The 18,841-nt window shown below is 75.6% G+C and carries 15 protein-coding genes, 1 tRNA gene and 1 pseudogene; 16 read left to right on the top strand and 1 reads right to left on the bottom strand.

The genetic code is table 11. The annotated features are described in order from the left end of the window. The 3 genes from QP090_RS19565 (at window position 1) to QP090_RS19575 (ending at window position 3,359) form a co-directional block, all read left to right on the top strand. A complete protein-coding gene (locus QP090_RS19565; protein WP_285940491.1) occupies window positions 1–1,089 on the top strand; it encodes an ABC transporter ATP-binding protein in 1,089 nt (362 codons plus the stop codon). After that, window positions 1,082–2,554, top strand: a complete 1,473-nt coding sequence (locus tag QP090_RS19570; RefSeq protein WP_285940493.1) for an aldehyde dehydrogenase family protein — start codon at window positions 1,082–1,084, stop codon at window positions 2,552–2,554. The genes QP090_RS19565 and QP090_RS19570 overlap by 8 nt, the downstream gene beginning before the upstream one ends. Window positions 2,555–2,960: 406 nt before the next feature. After that, entirely contained in the window at window positions 2,961–3,359 is a 399-nt protein-coding gene (locus QP090_RS19575) for an STAS domain-containing protein (RefSeq protein WP_285940495.1), read from the top strand. Between the two features lie 69 nt (window positions 3,360–3,428). On the opposite strand, the gene qcrB is transcribed toward QP090_RS19575, so the two are convergent. Continuing rightward, window positions 3,429–5,057, bottom strand: a complete 1,629-nt coding sequence (gene qcrB / locus QP090_RS19580; RefSeq protein WP_285940497.1) for a cytochrome bc1 complex cytochrome b subunit — start codon at window positions 5,055–5,057, stop codon at window positions 3,429–3,431. A 482-nt stretch (window positions 5,058–5,539) separates the two neighbouring features. On the opposite strand from qcrB, the gene QP090_RS19585 reads away from it, so the two are divergent. From QP090_RS19585 to QP090_RS19645, 13 genes and pseudogenes are all read left to right on the top strand, one after another. Further along, window positions 5,540–6,595: an SDR family oxidoreductase gene (locus QP090_RS19585; RefSeq protein WP_285940499.1), complete on the top strand. Its 1,056-nt coding sequence runs from the start codon at window positions 5,540–5,542 to the stop codon at window positions 6,593–6,595. Between the two features lie 274 nt (window positions 6,596–6,869). Next, on the top strand, window positions 6,870–7,946 hold the full coding sequence (locus QP090_RS19590; RefSeq protein ID WP_285941376.1) for a rod shape-determining protein: 1,077 nt from the start codon (window positions 6,870–6,872) through the stop codon (window positions 7,944–7,946). 127 nt (window positions 7,947–8,073) lie between these two features. After that, window positions 8,074–8,146 (top strand) — tRNA-Arg (locus QP090_RS19595). 21 nt (window positions 8,147–8,167) lie between these two features. Continuing rightward, window positions 8,168–9,607: an SDR family NAD(P)-dependent oxidoreductase gene (locus tag QP090_RS19600; RefSeq protein WP_285940500.1), complete on the top strand. Its 1,440-nt coding sequence runs from the start codon at window positions 8,168–8,170 to the stop codon at window positions 9,605–9,607. A gap of 2 nt (window positions 9,608–9,609) precedes the next feature. Next, window positions 9,610–10,767 (top strand): leucine-rich repeat domain-containing protein, encoded by a 1,158-nt coding sequence (locus tag QP090_RS19605; RefSeq protein ID WP_285940501.1) that lies wholly within the window; start codon window positions 9,610–9,612, stop codon window positions 10,765–10,767. Then, window positions 10,764–12,614 carry an ankyrin repeat domain-containing protein gene (locus tag QP090_RS19610; RefSeq protein ID WP_285940503.1) on the top strand — a complete coding sequence of 617 codons (1,851 nt, stop codon included), beginning with the start codon at window positions 10,764–10,766 and terminating at the stop codon, window positions 12,612–12,614. Before QP090_RS19605 ends, QP090_RS19610 begins: the two co-directional genes overlap by 4 nt. Further along, the gene (locus QP090_RS19615; RefSeq protein WP_285940504.1) at window positions 12,611–13,846 is read left to right on the top strand and encodes an AAA family ATPase; all 1,236 of its coding nucleotides are present in this window, start codon (window positions 12,611–12,613) and stop codon (window positions 13,844–13,846) included. The genes QP090_RS19610 and QP090_RS19615 overlap by 4 nt, the downstream gene beginning before the upstream one ends. Continuing rightward, a complete protein-coding gene (locus QP090_RS19620) occupies window positions 13,843–15,072 on the top strand; it encodes a vWA domain-containing protein (RefSeq protein WP_285940506.1) in 1,230 nt (409 codons plus the stop codon). Before QP090_RS19615 ends, QP090_RS19620 begins: the two co-directional genes overlap by 4 nt. Next, window positions 15,069–16,010: an MBL fold metallo-hydrolase gene (locus tag QP090_RS19625; protein WP_285940508.1), complete on the top strand. Its 942-nt coding sequence runs from the start codon at window positions 15,069–15,071 to the stop codon at window positions 16,008–16,010. Before QP090_RS19620 ends, QP090_RS19625 begins: the two co-directional genes overlap by 4 nt. Before the next feature lie 83 nt (window positions 16,011–16,093). Beyond that, entirely contained in the window at window positions 16,094–16,666 is a 573-nt protein-coding gene (locus QP090_RS19630; RefSeq protein ID WP_285940509.1) for a CDP-alcohol phosphatidyltransferase family protein, read from the top strand. Next, entirely contained in the window at window positions 16,663–17,472 is an 810-nt protein-coding gene (locus tag QP090_RS19635) for a phosphatidate cytidylyltransferase (RefSeq protein ID WP_285940511.1), read from the top strand. Before QP090_RS19630 ends, QP090_RS19635 begins: the two co-directional genes overlap by 4 nt. Further along, a pseudogene (locus tag QP090_RS19640) lies at window positions 17,469–17,891 on the top strand (lysophospholipid acyltransferase family protein); the annotation flags it as partial. The gene QP090_RS19635 and the pseudogene QP090_RS19640, both read left to right, overlap by 4 nt. A 146-nt stretch (window positions 17,892–18,037) precedes the next feature. Further along, window positions 18,038–18,823 carry a class I SAM-dependent methyltransferase family protein gene (locus QP090_RS19645; RefSeq protein ID WP_285940513.1) on the top strand — a complete coding sequence of 262 codons (786 nt, stop codon included), beginning with the start codon at window positions 18,038–18,040 and terminating at the stop codon, window positions 18,821–18,823. Window positions 18,824–18,841 lie beyond the last annotated feature (18 nt).

The raw sequence follows: 18,841 nt of genomic DNA on the forward strand, positions 1-18,841 counted from the left end.
GTGTCCGGTATCGAGCTCAAGCAGGTCAGCAAGCGGTTCGGCGAATCACTGATCGTCGACTCGATCGACCTGACCATCGAGGACGGCAGCTTCACGGTGCTGCTCGGGCCGAGCGGCTGCGGCAAGACCACGACGCTCAACATGATCTCCGGCCTGGAGGAGCCGTCCGGCGGGAAGATCCTGTTCGACGGCGAGGAGGTGCAGGACCTCGCGCCGCACAAGCGCGACGTCGCCATGGTGTTCCAGTCGTACGCGCTCTACCCGAACCGCACGGTCGAGGACAACATCGCCTTCGCCCTCAAGCTCCGCAAGACCCCCGCCGCGGAGATCCGGGAGCGCGTCGACGAGGCCGCGGAGATGCTCGGCATCACGCCGCTGCTGCGCCGCCGCCCCCGGCAGCTCTCGGGCGGCCAGCAGCAGCGGGTCGCGCTGGCCCGCGCGATCGTCCGGCGGCCGAACGTGTTCCTGCTGGACGAGCCGCTGAGCAACCTGGACGCCAAGCTGCGCGCCGACATGCGGATCAGCCTGCGCGAGCTCCAGAAGAAGCTGAAGGGGACCTTCGTCTACGTGACCCACGACCAGGGCGAGGCGATGAGCATGGCCGACCAGGTCGTGGTCATGAACGGCGGCCTCGTCCAGCAGGACGCCAGGCCGCTGGACCTGTACCGGCGGCCCGCCAACCGGTTCGTGGCGGGGTTCGTCGGCACCCCGTCGATGAACTTCATCACCGGCGGCCTCGGCGGCGACGGCTCCTTCACCCGGGACGGGCTGTCGATCCCGGTCGGCTGGTCGCGGCCCGCCCGGGAGAACGTCACGCTCGGCGTCCGCCCCGAGGACGTCACGCTGACGCCCGCGGCGGAGGGCGCCCCCGGCCGGGTCCGCATGGTCGAGCGGCTCGGCGTGGAGGCGATCGTGGTGGCGGCCTTCCCGTTCGGGGACGTCGTGGCCCGGACCGGACCCGACGTCGACCTCGACGGGGACGCACCGGTCACCATGGAGATCGGCAAGGGCAAGGCGCATCTGTTCGACTCCGGCGACGGCGCCGCGATCGCCCTGGGGGACGCGATGACAGGAGGCCGGAATGGCTGACGGCACGACGATCGACGAGGGCCTGCTGCACATCGGCGGGCAGGCCCGGCCGGCGACCGGCGGGGCGGTGTACGAGGCGGTCAGCCCGGTGACGGGCGAGCGGTTCGCGCGCCTGGCCCGCGCCGCCGAGCCCGACGTCGAGGCCGCCGTGGCCGCGGCGGGCGAGGCGTTCGAGGCCAACCGGCAGGAGACGGCGTTCACCCGGGCCGACTGGTGCCACCGCGTCGCCGCGGTCATCGAGGCCCGCGCCGCCGGCATCGCCCCGCTGCTCTCGCTGGAGCACGGCAAGCCGCTCGCCCAGGCCGAAGGCGAGATCATGCTGGCCGCGCAGGGGTTCCGGCTCGCCGCGGAGGAGGCCAAGCGGCTCGGCGGCGAGACCGTCCCGGTGCGGGACGGCACCAAGCTGGTGCTGACCACCCGCAAGCCCCGCGGGGTGTTCGCGGCGATCACGCCGTTCAACTTCCCGGTGAACATCCCGGTGGAGTACCTCGGCCCGCTGCTGGCCAACGGGAACGCCGTGGTGTGGCGGCCCGCGCCGTCCACCGCCGCCGTCGCCGCCGCGCTGTTCGGCTGTGTCGAGGAGGCGGGCGTCCCGGCGGGACTGGTCAACCTCGTCACCGGCCCGGACGTGGCGCCCGCCCGGCTGCTGGTCTCGCACCCCGGCGTGGCCGGCGTGTGCTTCACCGGCAGCTCCCGGACCGGCGCCGAGATCGCGGCGCTCGCGGCGGGCAAGTCCCAGCTGATGGAGCTGGGCGGCAACGGGCCCATCGTCGTGCTCCCCGACGCCGACCTCGACCGGGCCGCCGCCGCGATCGCGTCCTCGGCGTTCATGAACTCGGGCCAGTCGTGCTCGGCGGCCGGCCGGATCATCGCGGCCGGGTCCATCGCCGGGGAGCTCACCGCCCGGCTCGTCGAGCACGCCCGCCGGGAGGTCGTCGGCTCACCGTTCGAGCCCGGGACCACCATGGGCCCGGTGCACAACGCCGGGGTCGCCGCCACGATGGCGCGGCACGTCGCCGACGCCGAGGCCCGGGGCGCGCGGACCGCGTTCGGCGGGGCCCCGCTGACGGACCGGCCGACCGGACTGTACTGGCGGCCGACCGTGCTGGCGGGCGTCGCCCCGGACGCCGAGGTGATGCGGGAGGAGACCTTCGGCCCGATCGCCCCCGTCCTGGCGGTCGCGGACGACACCGAGGCGATCGTGGCGGCGGCCAACGCCGGGAGCTTCGGCCTCAGCTCCGCCGTCTTCGGCCGCGACCTGGACCGGACGCTCGCCGTGGCGGGCCGGCTCCGGACCGGCCAGGTGACGGTCAACGACCACAGCAACTACTGGGAGCTGCACCTGCCGTTCGGCGGTGCCCCCGGCCGCGCCAGTGGGCACGGTAGGCTGGGCGGCCGGCACGCCGCGCAGGTGGTGACCGAGCTCCAGTCGATCTCCATCGACCTGCCCTCCCCCTGGCGCTGAACGCGCTCCCTCCGGGGTTGCCGGGGCCCGGGGACGCTGCTAGCTTACCCGTCTCACATGATCATGAAGAGGGAGGCTGAGGCCATGGTTCACCCGGGTCCTCCTCCGCACGCCCTCGGCCGGGCCGGCACCCGCTGAGCGCGGGCTCGGATCCCCCGAACCACCGGGAGCGTCACGTGTCCTCTTCTCCGCTCCCGCGGTCCCCCCGGCCTGCGGCCGGGGGGACCGGGGCCGGCATCGCGGCACCGGACCAGCCCGTGCGGTGACACCGGCGGGACCGGAGGCCGGCCGCCGGTCCCGCACCGCCATCGCTCAGGCTTGACCATTTCTTTCAGGTTTCGCCCAGGTTTGGGGCTTACAGTCACAGCAGGACCCCACCGAAGTGGGGAACGGGACGTTGGGACCAATGGCGATCTTGGCGCAGGAGCACACGGTGATGAACCTCGATAGGGCGCGAGTGGAGCACAGCGCTGCTGGCGGGGTGGTGACCTTCCCCGCCGAAGTGGACCTGAGCAACGGCGAGACGATCCTCGCCCAGACGCTGGACCTCCTCGACTCGGGGGTGCCGACCCTGATCATCGACCTGGGCGACTGCGCCTTCTGCGACTCCACCGGGCCGAACCTGATCTTCCGCGCGCAGGCGCGGGCGGGCGAGCTGGGCGTGCCGATGTGGGTCGTCCTGCCGTCCCGCGGCATCGTCCGGCGGGTCTGCGACGTGGCCGGCCTGGCGCGGCGCGTCGCGATCGCCCCCGACCGGCACACCGCGCTCGCCGCGCTGACCGGCTCGTCCGCCCGCCTCGGCTGACCCGCCCGCCTCGCCCGGTTCGCTCTCGCGGCCCGTCACTTTCACGGCCCGTTCACTCTCGCGGCCCGTTCACTTTCGCGGCGGGCCGATCTCGGTGTCCTCGGAGCGCCGGGGCGGCTGCGCGAGGTCGGCCGCGAAGCGGCGGTTGAGGGCGAGCCTCGCCCGGCCGAGGGCGGTGCGGGTCTCGGGAGGCGTGACCCCGTCGTGTTCCGGCCGGTCCCCCATCCTGACCGCCGGGGCCGGGCGCGGGTCGGTGATCGCGGCGGTCTCGGCGGAGGTGAGCCGCCGTTCGACCTCGACGTACCGTCCACTCGGGAGCCGCCTGACGACACCGGTCTCCAGCCCGTGGGCGACGAGGTCGGCGTCGCGCCGCTGGAGCCCCAGGCAGATCCGGTAGGCGACGGTGTAGGCGAGCACCGGGCCGAGCAGGACCGCGATCCGGAAGATCCAGGTGGTCCAGTACAGCGGGACGTGGAAGGTGTGCGCGAGGACGTCGTTGCCGCCCGCGATCCACAGGACGCCGTAGAAGGTGACGCCGGCGGCGCCGATGCCGGTGCGGGCGGGAACGTCGCGCGGCCGGTCCAGCAGGTGGTGGATCTGGTGGTCACCGGTGACCCACCGCTCCAGGAACGGGTAGAGCGCCAGGCCGGTGAACAGCAGCCCCGGGACGACCAGCGCGGGGACGAGGACGCTGAGGGGCAGGGTGTGCCCGAACGTGGTGACCTCCCAGGCGGGCATCATCCGCAGCGCGCCCTCCAGCCAGCCCATGTACCAGTCGGGCTGGGAGCCCGAGCTGATCGCGCCGGGGTCGTACGGGCCGAACAGCCAGACCGGGTTGATCTGGAAGAACGTGGCCAGCAGCGCCGTCGCGGCGAAGACCCAGAGGAAGAACGCGGTGGTCTTGGCGATGAAGACGGGGAAGAACGGGTAGCCGCGGACGGTCCGGTTGCCGCTGCCCTTCCCCGGGAACTGCGTGTGTGTCTGCCGCCAGGTGAGCACGATGGCGTGCAGCGGGATGAGCGCGAGCAGGATGCCCGGGATCAGCAGGATGTGGACGATGTACAGGCGCGGGACGATGAGGTCGCCGGGGAACTCGCCGCCGAACAGGAACATCAGCGCGTAGCTGCCGACCAGCGGCAGCGAGACGACGACGCCCTCCAGGATGCGCAGGCCGGTGCCCGACAGCAGGTCGTCGGGCAGCGAGTAGCCGAACAGGCCGTTCAGCATGACCAGCACGAACAGCCCGATCCCGATCAGCCAGTTGAGCTCGCGCGGCTTGCGGAACGCGCCGGTGAAGAAGTTGCGGAGCAGGTGGACGCAGATGGCGGCCATGAAGATGATCGTCGCCCAGTGGTGGATCTGCCGGACCAGCAGCCCGCCGCGGACGTCGAAGCTGATCCGCAGGGTGGAGGCGTACGCCTCGCTCATCCGCACCCCGCGCAGCGGCTCGTAGGACCCGTCGTAGACGACCTCGGCCATCCCGGGCTTGAAGAACAGGGTCAGGAACACCCCGGTCAGCAGGATGATCGCGAACGCGTACATCGCGATCTCGCCGAGCAGGAAGCTCCAGTGGTCGGGGAACGCCTTGCGCATCGACGTGCGCAGGAACGCGGCTCCGCCGAACCGCTCGTTCACGGCCCGGCCGAGTGAGGCGAGGGCCCGGGGCGGGGGTTGCGGACGTTGCGACCGAGGGGACACGGCGTGTTCTCCTTGCGGTGCGAAGGGGGCCCGCGGACGGGCGGCATCGACATGAAGACCGGACGAGCCCCCCGATTCGTGACATCGAGCCCGGCCGGGCCCCGCGTCGCCGCAGCCGCGCCGGGCCGCCCGGCGGCGCATCGCGGCATGGGCCGATTTGGCGACCGGCGGACGCGAGCCGGTGCGCCCGCCGAGCGGTGTGCGGGGGAAGACACTCCGCCGAAGGTCCCGAATATGATTCGAACCCGGCGTTTATCCCGGGGCTTTCACTAGTTGAATCGTCATCTGCGGGCGGGCGGTTGAATCCGCACCTGGGCGGGGGTCCGGAGCCCGCCGAGGTCAAGGATCCTTGGCGTGTTGTCGCGGGGCCCGCCATTGCCGTGGTCGATACGATGAACGCACCGCATTCACCGCTCTCCCACTTTCCCATTGTCTTCATCTATTCGGGCTTTTGTGCGCCCGGCCGGGACGGTAATTCCAATATGAGCACCATTCTTCTCACCGGCGCGTCCGGCGTGGTCGGCGGCGCCCTGCTGCCGCGGCTGCGCGGCCACCGGGTCATCGCGCTGACGCGGCGCAGGGCCGTGTCCGGCGTCTCGCTGCGCGGGGACGTCTCGGCGCCGGGGCTCGGTCTCGGCGGCGCCGAGCACCGCGGCCTGCTGGGCGAGGTCGACACCGTCGTGCACTGCGCGGCCGTCACCGACTTCGGCGTCGGCGCGGAGCGCACCAACGAGGTCAACGTGCTCGGCACCGAGCGGATCCTGGAGTTCACCGCCGCCGCGGGCGCCCGGCTGGTGTACCTGTCCACCGCCTTCGTCACGCGCGAGCGGGAGGCCGCGGACGCGGCGTCGCCGCTCGCCTACGTCGCCTCCAAGATCGCGGCGGAGGAGCAGGTGCGGGCGGCGGGGCTGCCCACCGCGATCGTCCGCCCGTCGGTGGTGATCGGCGATTCGGTCACCGGCGCGCTGGCGCCGATCCAGGGGTTCTACGCCTTCCTGCGCTCGGTCCTGCGCGACCAGGTGCGCGGGGTGGTGCCGTGCGGGCCGGGCGACCGGGTCGACTTCGTCCCGAGCGACGTGGTCGCGGGCGCGCTGGCGGCGCTGGTCGATCTGGCGGCGACCGGCGAGTTCTGGCTGACCAGCGGGGAGCACGCGCCGACGGCGCAGCGCCTGTTCGAGCTGGCCGAGCACGCGGCGGCGCGCGGCGGGCGGCGGCTGGCCCCGGTGCGGCTGGCCTCCACCCGGACGGCCCGGCGGCTCGCGGGGGCGGCCCGGCCCGGCGGGGCCGCCGGGGACCTGCACGGCCGGCTGGCCGAGCTGCTCGGACTCGCGGTGATGTTCGACGGGGCCGCGCCGTTCCCCACCTCACTTGGAACGATCCAAGGAGGCCCGCCCGCGCCCAGCACCGAGAGCGTCGAGGCCGCCTTCCTGGCGGCCCTGGACTACATCTCCCGCGAGCACGTCCGGCCCGTTCGCGGCCCGAGGCCGCCCGCACCCCGGGCCGCCCTCGCCGGCCGGACCCCGGTCGCACCCGGCTGACGCACCGGCCTGCCGGAGGCCGGCGGTCCTCGTTCCCACGAGGCCGCCGGCCTTCGTGCTGCCGGGACGATCCCGTCCGCGCCGGGCGCCGCGCGCGGCCATTGCGATCCGCATACCTGCCCGGGTGCCTCCCTAGAGACTGCCCGGGGAATCTAGCTGGTTCATGCATATTCGGCCGGATGTCGGGGGGCGCGGCTATGGGGGACTTTGGGGCGGACGACGCGGCGGCACACCGGCGAGGGGCCCCGGGCGCGCACAGCGTGGGGGCGTGAGCATGTGGGAGTACTCATGCCGCGACACCGCCGTCGACCTGGGCAGCACGACCGTGCGGATGCACGTCCGGGGCCGGGGTGTGGTCGCCCGCGAGCCGTCGGTCCTGGCGCGGTCGCGCAGTAGCGGCCGGATCCTGGCGCTCGGGTCGTCCGCCCAGGAGCTGGCCGGCCTCACCGACGAGGTGTCCCTGATCGAGCCGATCCGCGACGGCGCGCCCGCCGAGCCGGACGAGACCGAGTACCTGCTGCGGCACCTGGTCCGGACGCACCACCGGCGCCGCTACACCGCCCGGCCGCGGATGGTGGTGGCGGTCCCGAGCGACCTCACCCCGCTCCAGTACGAGGCGGTGGAGTCGGCCGCCTACCAGGCGGGCGCCCGGCAGCTCGAACTGGTTCCGACGCCGCTCGCCGCGGCAGCCGGCAGCGGGCCGGCCGGCACGGGCGCCGACGTGATGATCGTCGCCGACATCGGCGCCGACATCACCGACATCGGGATCATCGCCTTCGGCGGCCTGGTCAGCTCGCACATGGCCAGGATCGGCGGGGCCGCGCTGGACCGCGCGATCGTCGCCCACGTCCGGCGCGAGCACGAGGTGCTGCTGTCCCGCGCCGCGGCGGAGGCGGCCAAGCTGGCGGTCGGGAGCGTGGCGCCGCGCGGGCGGCAGCGGACCCGGCAGGCCATGGTGCACGGCCGCGACCTGGCCACCGGGCTGCCCCGCCCGGTGGTGCTGACCGCCGCGGAGATCAACCGGGCGATCGCCGGCGCGATCGCCGCCATGGTGGACGCGATCCGGATCGGGATCGGCCGCTGCTCGCCGGAGATCTCCGGCGACCTGATGAGCTCGGGCCTCACCCTCACCGGCGCCGCGGCGCGGCTGCCCGGACTGGACCGGCTGATCGGCACGGAGACCGGGCTGCGGACGCGGGTCGGGGAGGACGCCGCCGACGCGGCCGTGCTCGGCGCGGCCGAGTTCCTGCGGCACGGCGTCCCGCGCGGCGGGCGGTTCCCGCTGCGCAAGGCGCGCGACGGGGTCTCGATCGGCGTGTGGCCGACGCGGAGATGCCAGCCCCTCACCTGATCTCGGAGCCGCGGGGCGGCGGCGCGACGCGGTGGGGTGACGGCGGCGGGTGCTGGTGGGAGGGCTCGTCCGAGCTTCTTTGATCTTGGGCGGAATGTCGGCGATGTTCGCTAGGCTCTCGCGTGGCGAGACCGTAGCGCAGAGGTCGTCGCGCCCAAGCTGCGAGCCGGAGGACGTCGGTTCGAATCCGACCGGTCCCGCCCCGATCCGTGAGGAGTGCCGTGCCGACCACCCCCGCCCCGGTCGAGACGCCGGAGGAGGAGGCGGCCGTCCCCGACCCGGCCGAGCTCGCCGCGTGCCTGCGGGTGCTGGAGCGGGCCCGCGCGACCGACCCGGACGACCCGCGCTGGCAGCCCGTGCACCGGGCCGCGTCGCAGGTGCACCGGGCGGGCAAGAAGGCCCGCAAGGCGTCCCGCGACGCCGAGCGCCGGCGCAGTGATCTGGACGCGCTCGCGTCCGCCACCCGGTTCCGGGAGCAGAATCCCGAGGCCGGGACCGGCGGGCCGCGCGAGATCAGCGAGCCGGGCGGCGATGGCGGCGCGTCAGGGCGGGTGCTGGCCGCGTCCCGGCGCTGCTACGTGTGCAAGGCCCCCTACCGGGATGTGCACGCCGACTACCACCTGCTCTGCCCCGAATGCGCCGCCGAGAACACGGCGCGCCGGCACGCGCGCTGCGACCTGCGCGGGCGGCGCGCGATCGTGACCGGCGGCCGGGTGAAGATCGGCTTCCAGGTCGCGCTGAAGATGCTGCGCGACGGCGCGGAAGTGCTGGTCACGACCCGGTTCCCGCGCGACGCGGCGCGCCGTTACGCGGCCGTCCCCGACGCGGCGGACTGGCTCGGCCGGCTGCACGTCCACGGCGTCGACCTGCTCGACCTGCCCGGGGTCGCCGGGATGCTGGAGGCGGTGCACGAGCGGTTCGACCACCTCGACATCCTGGTCAACAACGCGGCGCAGACCATCCGGCGGCCCGCCGCGTACCACCGGGAGGTCCGCGCGGCCGAGTCCGAGGCGCTGGCGGGGGCCGCGGCGGCGATCGACGTCGCCGAGGGCGGCCGGGCCGTCCTGGAGGCCGGGATGGCCGCCGATCCGGCCGTGGTCGCGGTGCGGGACGGCGCGGCCGAGGCGCTGTTCCCCGCCGGGCGCACCGACGAGACCGGCCAGCCGCTGGACCTGCGCGACCGCAACAGCTGGACCCTGCGGCTGCACGAGGTCGACCCGGCCGAGTGGCTGGAGGTGCAGATGGTGAACGCGTTCGCCCCGTTCCTGCTCACCGCGCGGCTGCGCGGCCTGCTGGAGTCGGCGCCCTCGCCCGACCGGTACGTGGTGCAGGTCTCGGCGATGGAGGGCAGCTTCTCCCGCGAGGGCAAGACGGTGCGGCATCCGCACACCAACATGGCCAAGGCGTCGCTCAACATGCTGACCCGCACCGCCGCCGCCGACTACGCGGCCTCGGGCGTCCACATGAACAGCGTGGACACCGGCTGGGTCACCGACGAGCGCCCGCACCCCGGCAAGCTCGCGCAGCGGGAGGCCGGGTTCCGGCCCCCGCTGGACGTCATCGACGGCGCCGCCCGGGTGTACGACCCGATCGTGCGCGGCCTCGGCGGCGAGCGGATGTCCGGACTGTTCTTGAAGGACTACCGACCGGTGGAATGGTGAGCATGGAACCCACGCCCGTACGCTGCCCGGCGATCGAGCACCCCGACGTGCCGCTCGCCGACCCGGCCGCGCTCGACCCGCTGCTGGCGCGGCTGGCGGCGCCGGCACCCGTGACGGCCGACGCGACGTTCCCGCTCGGGACGCTGCGCGCCGACGGGCGGGTCGACCTGTGCAAGCAGGGTCTCGGTGCGGAGGGGGTGGCCCGGGTGGTGCCCGCAGCCACCGCGTCCCCGCACGCGGCGCACCTGCTGCTCGGCACCAACGCGATGGGCGGCGCCGGGGCGCGGACGGTCGCCGCGGCGCTGGAGCCCGGCCACGGCCTGGAGACCCTGTACCTCGGCTGCAACCGGATCGACGCCGACGGGGCCGCCGCGCTCGCCGGGCCGCTGGCCTCGGACGGCACCGTCCGCGCGCTGTGGCTCAAGCGCAACCCGGTGGGCGACGACGGGGCCCGCGCGCTCGCGGCGATGCTGCGCGCCAACACCGCGCTCCGCACGCTCGACCTGGTCAACACGGGGCTCGGCCTCGACGGCCTGCGCGCGCTGCTGGACGCCCTGACGCGGCGGGACCGTCCGCTCGAGCGGCTGTTCCTCGGCGGCAACGGGCTCGGTCCCGAGGCCGCCGACCTGCTGTCCGCGCTGATCCGTGACGCGGGCGTGCGCGAGCTGTACCTGCCCGCGAACCACCTCGGCGACGAGGGCGTGGCCGTCCTCGCCTCGGCGATCGGCACGGGGTCGGGGTCCGGGGCCGATGGGGGCGTCGGGCCCGTCCGGCTCGGCCTGGGCGGCAACGGCCTCGGCCCGGCCGGGGCGCGGGCGCTCGCCGGGGCGCTGGCCGGGATCGAGGCGCTCGACCTGGGCCGTCCGCCGTCGGAGCGGGCCCTCGGGGCGCCGCCCAACGCCACCGGCGACGACGGGGCGGCGGCGCTGGCCGAGGCGCTGCCCGGCAGCCCGCTGCGCCGCCTCGAGCTGCGGCACACCGGCCTCACCGGCCGGGGCGCCAAGACGCTGCTGGCCGGGGTCGCCGCCGACACGCGGCTGGAGTACGTGGGGCTCGGCCCGGGGGTGCCGCGCAAGGTCAAGCGGGCCTTCGCGCCGCGGCTGCGCCCCGCCGCCGGAACCCACCCCGACCTGCACGCGATCTCCAGCGTCTACCGGTGACCGCGGGCACGAACCCGGTGACCGCGGGCACCAACTGGGCGGCCTTCAACACGGCGGGCACGAACTGGGCGGCGTTCGTCACCGATGAGCTGTCGGACTGGGAGCGGATCCGCCGCTACGCCGTGCCGCGCCGGATGATCGAGCTGGCCACCGCGCGGCGGGCGGCGGGCGACTGGCGGGGCGCCTGCACGGCGGCGAACATCGACGTCGCCTTCGACGTCCACGCCGTCGCCCGCGAGCACGGCGCCCAGGTCGCCGAACGGCTGAGCACCGACCTGCTCCACCTCGCGCCGGACCTGCTGCGCTGGCACCTGCCGAGGGCGCTGAACGGCCGGACGACCCTCGGTCCCGGGCTGGCCCTCGTCCTCGCCGACTACGACGAGCCCGGCGAAGGCGGGCCGGGCGCGGGCGGGCCGGGCGCGGGCGGGCCGGGCGCGGCGCGACCCGGGCCGGCCGTCCTCCAGGTGCTCACGCCCATCGGGGTGGACGGGCACCAGCGGCTGGTCCTCCGGTTCGGCGACACGGGGGCCGACGAGCAGCGGGCCAATCCGGACGCCCGCACAACGCTCGACTGGACCTCCGCGCGGGCCCGGTGGGACGTCCGGCGGACCGGGGAGCTGCTCGCGGCCTGCGGCGGTGACGGGCGGGCACCGTTCTTCCAGGCCGACGGCACCCCGCTCACCGCCGCCGAGCTCCCGTCCGCCGCCCCCGGGCCCGGCGACGCCACGGCGCTCACCGAGTGGGTCGCCCTGCTCCACCAGCGCGGCGACCTCGCCGCGGCCTTCGACGTCCTCGGTTTCGACCTGCCGCCGTCCGCCGACGGGACACCCGCCGAGCCGCCGCACGAACTGTGGGGTCTGCTGCGCAAGGCGAACCTGGCCGTCGTCGCCCGCGAGGCCGCCCGGCTGGCGGACCTCAAGGGCGCGGACAGCGTGCAGGCCACGTTCGCCCGGCGCCGACGGCTGATCTTCGAGACCGGTTCGGGTACGCGGCGTCCGCGCGTCCGGCCCCTCTCCGGAGGCCCCCCGCACCGCGACTGGCCCGCGCTGGCCGACCACCACTGCGCCCGGCTCCCCGACCTCGAACTGCTGCGCGCGGGCCGGATCACCCCGGAGCGGCTGCACCCGCTGGTCCGCGCGGCGCTGTTCCCCGGGCGGCCGGCGGCCGAGGGGCCGGTCGGCCCGCCTGGTCCTGAGGCCCCCAGGTCTGTGCGGGTCCGCTGCCAGGGCCGCGGGTGGCACGAGATGCGGTTCCGTGGCGGCACCCTGACCATGCCGCACACCGATGAGGAGCGGGAGCGCGAACTCGCGCTGCTGGCGTTCGGCGGCGCCCTGTCCGGATGCTTCGGCGCCCACCGGGCCTGGACGTCCGGTCGGGGCAGGCTACCCAAGGCGCTGCTCGCGCAGCGGCGGGAGCTGTTCCAGCGGGCGCAGCACGGCGACACGGCCGGAGTCCTGTGGCTGCTGGACGCCGGGGTCGATCCGAGCGTCCGCAACGGCCGCAGGCAGACCCTGCTGCACCTCCTGCACCTGGTCGACCACGAAGAGCTGCTGCCCAGGCTGCTGAAGGCCGGGCTCGGCCTGGAGGACCTGGACCACCGCGCGTGCACGCCGCTGCACTCGGCCGTGGGCTCCCGCGGCTCCCCCGCCCTGGTCCGCGCGCTGCTGGCGGCCGGGGCGCGGATCGACGCGGTCGACGACAACGGCGCCTCGATCAACAACATGATCCACGCCTTCCGCCGGAAGGACCTCGACTTCCTCAAGGAGCGGATCGACCGGGAGCACCCCGGCATCGGCGTCGAGGACTGGGACTATTACGACGTGGACTGGGAGGACGACCAAGAGTGAGCGCCGATCTCGAGGCCGCGCAGGCGCCGCCGGCGGCACCGTCCGCGCCGCCGCCGCCCGATCTGCTGGCCGCGGCCGACGACCTGAACCGGCGGACCCGGGCCTGGCGGACCGAGCCGGCCCGCAGCCCCCAGCTCGAGGCACTCGCGCTGGCGGTGGCGGCCAACATCCCCGTCCTGCTGTGGGGTGAGCCGGGCATCGGCAAGTCGGCGGGCCTGGAACGGCTCGCCGCCGGGCTCGGGGTGCCGCTGGAGACCGTCATCGCCAGCGTGCACGAGCCGTCCGACTTCGCCGGGCTGCCGGTCATCGGGGACGACCCGGCGGCGACCGGGGTGCCGATGGCGCCGCCCGACTGGGCGGTGCGGCTGGCCCGGTCCGGGCGCGGGATGGTCTTCTTCGACGAGCTGTCGTCGGCGCCGCCCGCGGTGCAGGCGGCGCTGCTCAGGGTGGTGCTGGAGCGGCGGGTCGGCAGCCTGACGCTGCCCGAGCCGGTCCGGGTCGTCGCCGCCGCGAACCCGCCGGCGAGCGCCGCCGACGGCTGGCATCTCAGCCCCCCGCTGGCCAACCGGTTCGTCCACCTGCACTGGACGCACCAGTCCCGGACGGTCGCGCGCGGCATGGCCGGCACCTGGCCGGAGCTGACGGTCCCGGTGGTCGACCCGGGCAAGGTGGCCTCGTCGGTCGCCCGCGCCCGCGGCACGGTGTCGGGGTTCCTCACCGCGCGGCCGGGCCTGGCGCACCACCTGCCGGCCGACGCCGAGGCGCGGGGCGGCGCGTGGCCGTCGCCGCGCAGCTGGGAGATGGCGCTCCGGCTGCTGGCGACCGGGTACGCGACCGGCGCGAGCGGCGAGGCGCTGTCGTCGGCGCTGATCGGCGCGATCGGGGACGGCGCCGGAATGGAGCTGCTCGCCTACCTGGAGGAGCTCGACCTGCCCGATCCCGACCGGGTGCTGGCCAACCCCGACGCGTTCGCGCTGCCGGAGCGCGGCGACCGGCAGCTGGCGTTCCTGACCTCGGTGGTCGCCTCGGTCCAGGGCGAGCCGACCCGCCGCCGCTGGGAGGCGGGCTGGACGGTGCTCGCCAAGGCCGTCGACGCGGGCGTGCCCGACGTCGCGGCCCGCGCCGCCGCCGACCTGGCGGTGCTGCGCGACACCGACTGGCCCGTGCCGAGCGGGATCGACGGGTTCGTGGACCTGCTGCGGCTGTCCGGGGCGCTGCCCGGCGGCGGGTGACCGTGGACGCCGCCGAGCACGGCGCCGGTGACCTCGCCGGGCGGGAGCCGCCGACGCTCGACCGGACCAAGCTGCTCGCCGCCCGCTACCGGGCCGCGGAGGACCGGCCCTACCTCGCGTCCGCCCTGTACTCGCTGTCGGTCGTGCCGAGCGCCCTCGTCCCGACGATGGGCGTCGACCGGCACTGGCGCTGCTATGTATCGCCCGCGTTCGTGGCGGCGACGCCCGTCCCGGAGCTGGCCGGGGTCTGGATCCACGAGGTGTCGCACCTGCTCCGCGACCACCACGGGCGGGCCGACCGGCTGCCCGCCGCCGACCAGCGCGACCACGCCCGGGTCAACATCGCCCAGGACTGCGAGATCAACGACGACCTGCTCGCCGACGGGCTCCTCCTCCCGGCGGGACGGGTCGAGCCCGGCGACTTCGGCCTCCCGGTCGGCCTGCTGTTCGAGGGCTACCTCGCCGGCATCCCGCCCCAGCCCCGCCGCGTCGACTGCGGCTCGGGCGCGCACGGGCGGGCGGCCCCCTGGGAGCTCTCGGGGCCGGACGGGGCGCCGAGCGTCACCCCGGTCGAGGCCGGGGCGCTGCGCCGGTCCACCGCCGAGGCCATCCGCTCCCACGCCCGCTCCCGCGGCAACCTCCCGGCGGGGTGGAAGCGCTGGGCCGACCAGATCCTGGAGCCGGTCGTCGACTGGCGGCGGGTGCTCGCGGGCGCCGTGCGCGAGGCGGTCGCATGGGCGGGCGGCGCGGTCGACTACACCTACCGGCGCCCGTCCCGCCGCACCCCGGCGCTGCGCGGGGTGGTGCTGCCGAGCCTGCGCCGCCCGCTGCCGCGGGTCGCGATCGTGATCGACACCTCCGGCTCGATGGGCGAGGACGAGCTCGCGGCGGCGCTGGCCGAGGTCACCGGGGTGCTGCGCGAGGTCGGCGTGCGCGGCGAGCGGGTCAGCGTGCTGGCGTGCGACGCCGACGTGCACGTGGTGTCGCGGGTGACCTCCGCCGAGCAGGTCGAGCTGGGCGGGGGCGGCGGCACCGACATGCGGGTCGGCATCGCCGCGGCCCTCGCCCAGCGGGACCGGCCGAACGTGGTCATCGTCCTCACCGACGGCTACACTCCGTGGCCCGGCGAGACGCCCTCGTGCCGCCTCATCGCGGCGCTCATCGGCGCGGGCGCGCCCGCCCCGCCGGACTGGGTGGAGACCGTACGGCTGGAGGAGCCTTCATGAGCGACACCGCGCACGACGTCACCGCCCCGGGCGCGCCGCGGCTCCAGGAGGTGTCGGACGGCGTCTTCGCCTACCTCCAGCCGGACGGCACCTGGTGGATCAACAACACCGGCTTCCTGGTCGGCGGGCGCGGCGTGACCAGCGTGGACGCCTGCTCGACCGAGCGGCGCACCCGCGCCTACCTGGAGACGATCCGGTCGGTCACGCCGCGGCCGGTGCGGACGCTGGTCAACACCCACCACCACGGCGACCACACCTTCGGCAACTACCTGTTCGAGGGCGCCACCATCGTCGGCCACGAGGCCACCCGCGAGTGCGCGCTCGGCTGGGGCAGGCCGTTCGACGCTCCGTTCTGGACCGAGGTCGACTGGGGCGACGTCGAGCTCGAACCGCCGTTCCTGACCTACACCGAGGGCGTCACGCTGTGGGTCGACGACCTGCGGTGCGAGGTCCGGGCCGCGGGCATCCCGGCGCACACCACCAACGACTCGTTCGTGTGGATCCCCGAACGGCGGGTGCTGTTCTGCGGCGACCTGCTGTTCAACGGCGGCACGCCGTTCCTGATGCAGGGGTCGGTCGCCGGGGCGATCACCGTGCTGGAGGAGGTCGTCGCGCCGCTCGGCGCCGAGACCATCGTCCCGGGGCACGGCCCGGTCGCCGGCCCCGAGCTGATCGGCCAGGTCCTGGGGTATCTGCGGTTCGTCCAGGACACGGCCGCGGCGGCGCGGGCGGCGGGGCTGACCCCGCTGGAGGCGGCGCGCGAGACCGACCTCGGCGAGTACGCCGGGCTGACCGACCCCGAACGGCTCGTCGGCAACCTGTACCGGGCCCTCGCCGAGCTGGACGGCGCGGAGCCCGGTGCCCGGATCGACCCGGTCCCCGCGCTGACCGACATGGTGGCCTTCAACGGCGGACGCCCGCTGACCTGCCGCGCGTAGCCCCGGCCAGGTACCACTACTCACTGGTAACCGAGTAGCCGAGCGGATGTCCCGGCCCCCGGCCGCGCGCGACGCTGGTCGGTATGGACGGATTGTACGCATTCAAGCCCTGGTACGCCGCCCGGCTGGGCGGGATCCGGGCCGCGCTCGTCCGGCGCCGGGTCTCCCCTGACGCGGTCACCGCCGCCGGAGTCGCCGCGGGCGCCGCCGCGGGCTGCGCGCTCGCCTTCACCGCGCCCGGCCCGCTCGCCGGACTGCTGGTCACCGCGCTGCTGGCGGCGCGGCTCGGCTGCGCCAACCTCGACGGCGCGCTCGCCCGCGAGACCGGGCGCGGCACGCCGTGGGGCTCGGTGGTCAACGAGCTGGGCGACCGGGCCGCGGAGCTGGCCGTCCTCGCGGGCTGCCTCGCGCTCGCCCCGGCCTGGCTGGTGGCCACGGCGGCGCTCGCCGCGACGCTGCCGTCCTGGGCCTCGCTCGCGGGCGCGGCGGCCGGGGGCCCGCGCCCGCAGGGCGGACCGGTCGGCAAGACCGAACGGTGCCTGCTGCTCGCGCTGATCGCCTTCACCGGCTGGGCCGTCCCCCTCCTCGCGGTGCTCGCCGCCGGGTCGCTGCTGACCGCACTGCTCCGGCTCGCCCGGCTCCGGAGGTCGTTGTGATCCCGTCCTTCTCCGCCCTGCCGGTCCCCTACCTGGCCGGGGCGTTCGCCGTCACCGGCGTCGCGGTCTGGCGGTCGGGCGACCGCGAGCTGGTGCGGCGCTGGCTGAGCTGGCTGGCGATCGTCCCGATCGTGGGCGGCGCGTTCCTGCTCGGCGCGCCCGGCGCAGCCGCGCTCGCCTCGGGGGTCGCGCTCGTCGCCGCCGCCGAGTACGCCCGGCTGGCCCGGCTGCGCCGGGCCGACCTGGCGGTGATGGCCGCCGCACTGGTCGCCTTCCCCCTGACCGCGTGGCTGGCGCCGGGGCACATGCTGCGGCTGCTGATGGCCGCGCTCCTCGCCGTCGCGCTGGTGCCGGTGCTGGCCGGGGACGCGGGCGGCGGCGCGGACCGGGCCCGGGGCGCGGTGTTCGGGGTGGTGTGGCTGGCGCCGCTGAGCGGGCTGGTCCTGCTCGGCGAGCTGGCCCTCCCGCTCTGCGCGGCGATCGCCGTCGCCGACGTCGCGGCCTGGTGCGGCGGCAAGCTGCTGCGCGGCCCGGCGCTGTCGCCGCTCAGCCCGGCCAAGCGCTGGGGCGGGATCGCCGGCGGCGCGCTGGGCGGCGTGGCGGTGCTCGCGCTGTTCGGCGCCGCCACCCCCGCCACCGTGCTCGCCGTCGCCGCCGGGGCGCCGCTCGGCGACCTGCTGGAGTCGATGCTCAAGCGCGGCGCCGGGGTCAAGGACGCCGGCAACTGGCTGCCCGGGTTCGGCGGGCTGCTCGACCGGATCGACTCGCTGCTGGTGGCGCTGGCCGTCGCGCTGGTGCTGTCATGATCGCCGCGCTGCTCCGCCGGGCCGGCTGGCGCGCCGGGTTCCGGTTCTCCGGGGGCATCGAGGTCGAGGGGTCCCCGCCGGCCGGTCCCTGCGTGATCGTGGCCAACCACTCCTCGCACGCCGACACCGCCGCCCTCCTCGCCGCGCTGCCCGCGCGGCGCCGCCCGGTCGTCGCGGCGGCGGCCGACTACTGGTTCGCCGGGCGCCTCCGGGCCCTGGTGTGCCGGACGGTCGTCGCCGGGTTCCCCGTCCGGCGCGAGCGGGGCGGGTTCGGCGACCTCGCCGGGGCCGCCGCGCTGCTGGCCCGGGGCCGCGCCGTGGTCGTGTTCCCCGAGGGGACGCGGTCGCGGGACGGCGAGGTCGGCCCGTTCCGTTCGGGCGCGGCGCGCCTGGCCGATCTCGCCGGGGTGCCGCTCGTGCCCGTCGGTCTCGTCGGCACCCGCGAGCTGCTCGGCGTGCACGGGCGGCTGCACCGCACCCGGGTGCGGGTCCGCTTCGGCGAGCCCGTGCACGACCTTCAGACCGCCCGCCGGATCGTCCGCGGGCTCTCCCGAGAGGAAGTCACATGCTCGACGACGCCCGATGGGCCGCCGCCCGGCTGCTGCTCCGCACCGCCGGCCGCACCTCCCGCGGCATCCGGATCGGCTACCGGCACGGATTCGACAGCGGCACCATGCTCGACTACGTCTACGAGAACCGCTCCCACGGCGTCCTCGGCGCCGGCCGGCTGATCGACCGCGTCTACCTCAACGCCGTCGGCTGGCGGGCGATCCGCGCCCGCGCCGTGCTCCTCAAGCGGACGCTGCGCGAGGAGGCGGCGCGCCGCGGGCACCCGCTGAAGATCCTGGACGTGGCGGCCGGGCCCGGCCGCTACCTCCAGGAGTTCCTGGCCGAGGACACCTCGCGCCACGCGCACCGGGTGCTCTGCCGCGACCTGGCCCCGGCCGGCCTGCGGCGCGGCGCGGCGACGGCGGCCGAGCGCCGGCTGCTGAACATCGCCTACGAACGGGGCGACGCGTTCGCGCCCGAGCCGCCCGCGTTCGGGCCGCCGGACGTCATCGTGGTGTCCGGCCTGTACGAGCTGCTCCTGGACGACGAGGTCATCCGCGCGTCCATGGCCTCGCTCCGCGAGCTGCTCGCCCCGGCCGGCACGCTGGTCTTCACCACGCAGACCCGCCACCCGCAACTGGACTTCATCGCCAACGTCCTGCCCAACCGCTACGGCGAGCGCTGGGTGATGAAGTGCCGGCCTGCCGGGGAGACCGAGGTGTGGGCCAAGGAGGCCGGCTTCACCGACGTCGCCTCCCGCGTCGAGGACGTCGGCCTGTTCGCCGTCACCACCGCCCGCTGACCGCGCCCGCTCACCGCG

This window comes from Actinomadura xylanilytica (assembly GCF_030283145.1).
In the GTDB taxonomy this organism is placed as follows: Bacteria; Actinomycetota; Actinomycetes; order Streptosporangiales; family Streptosporangiaceae; genus Spirillospora; species Spirillospora xylanilytica.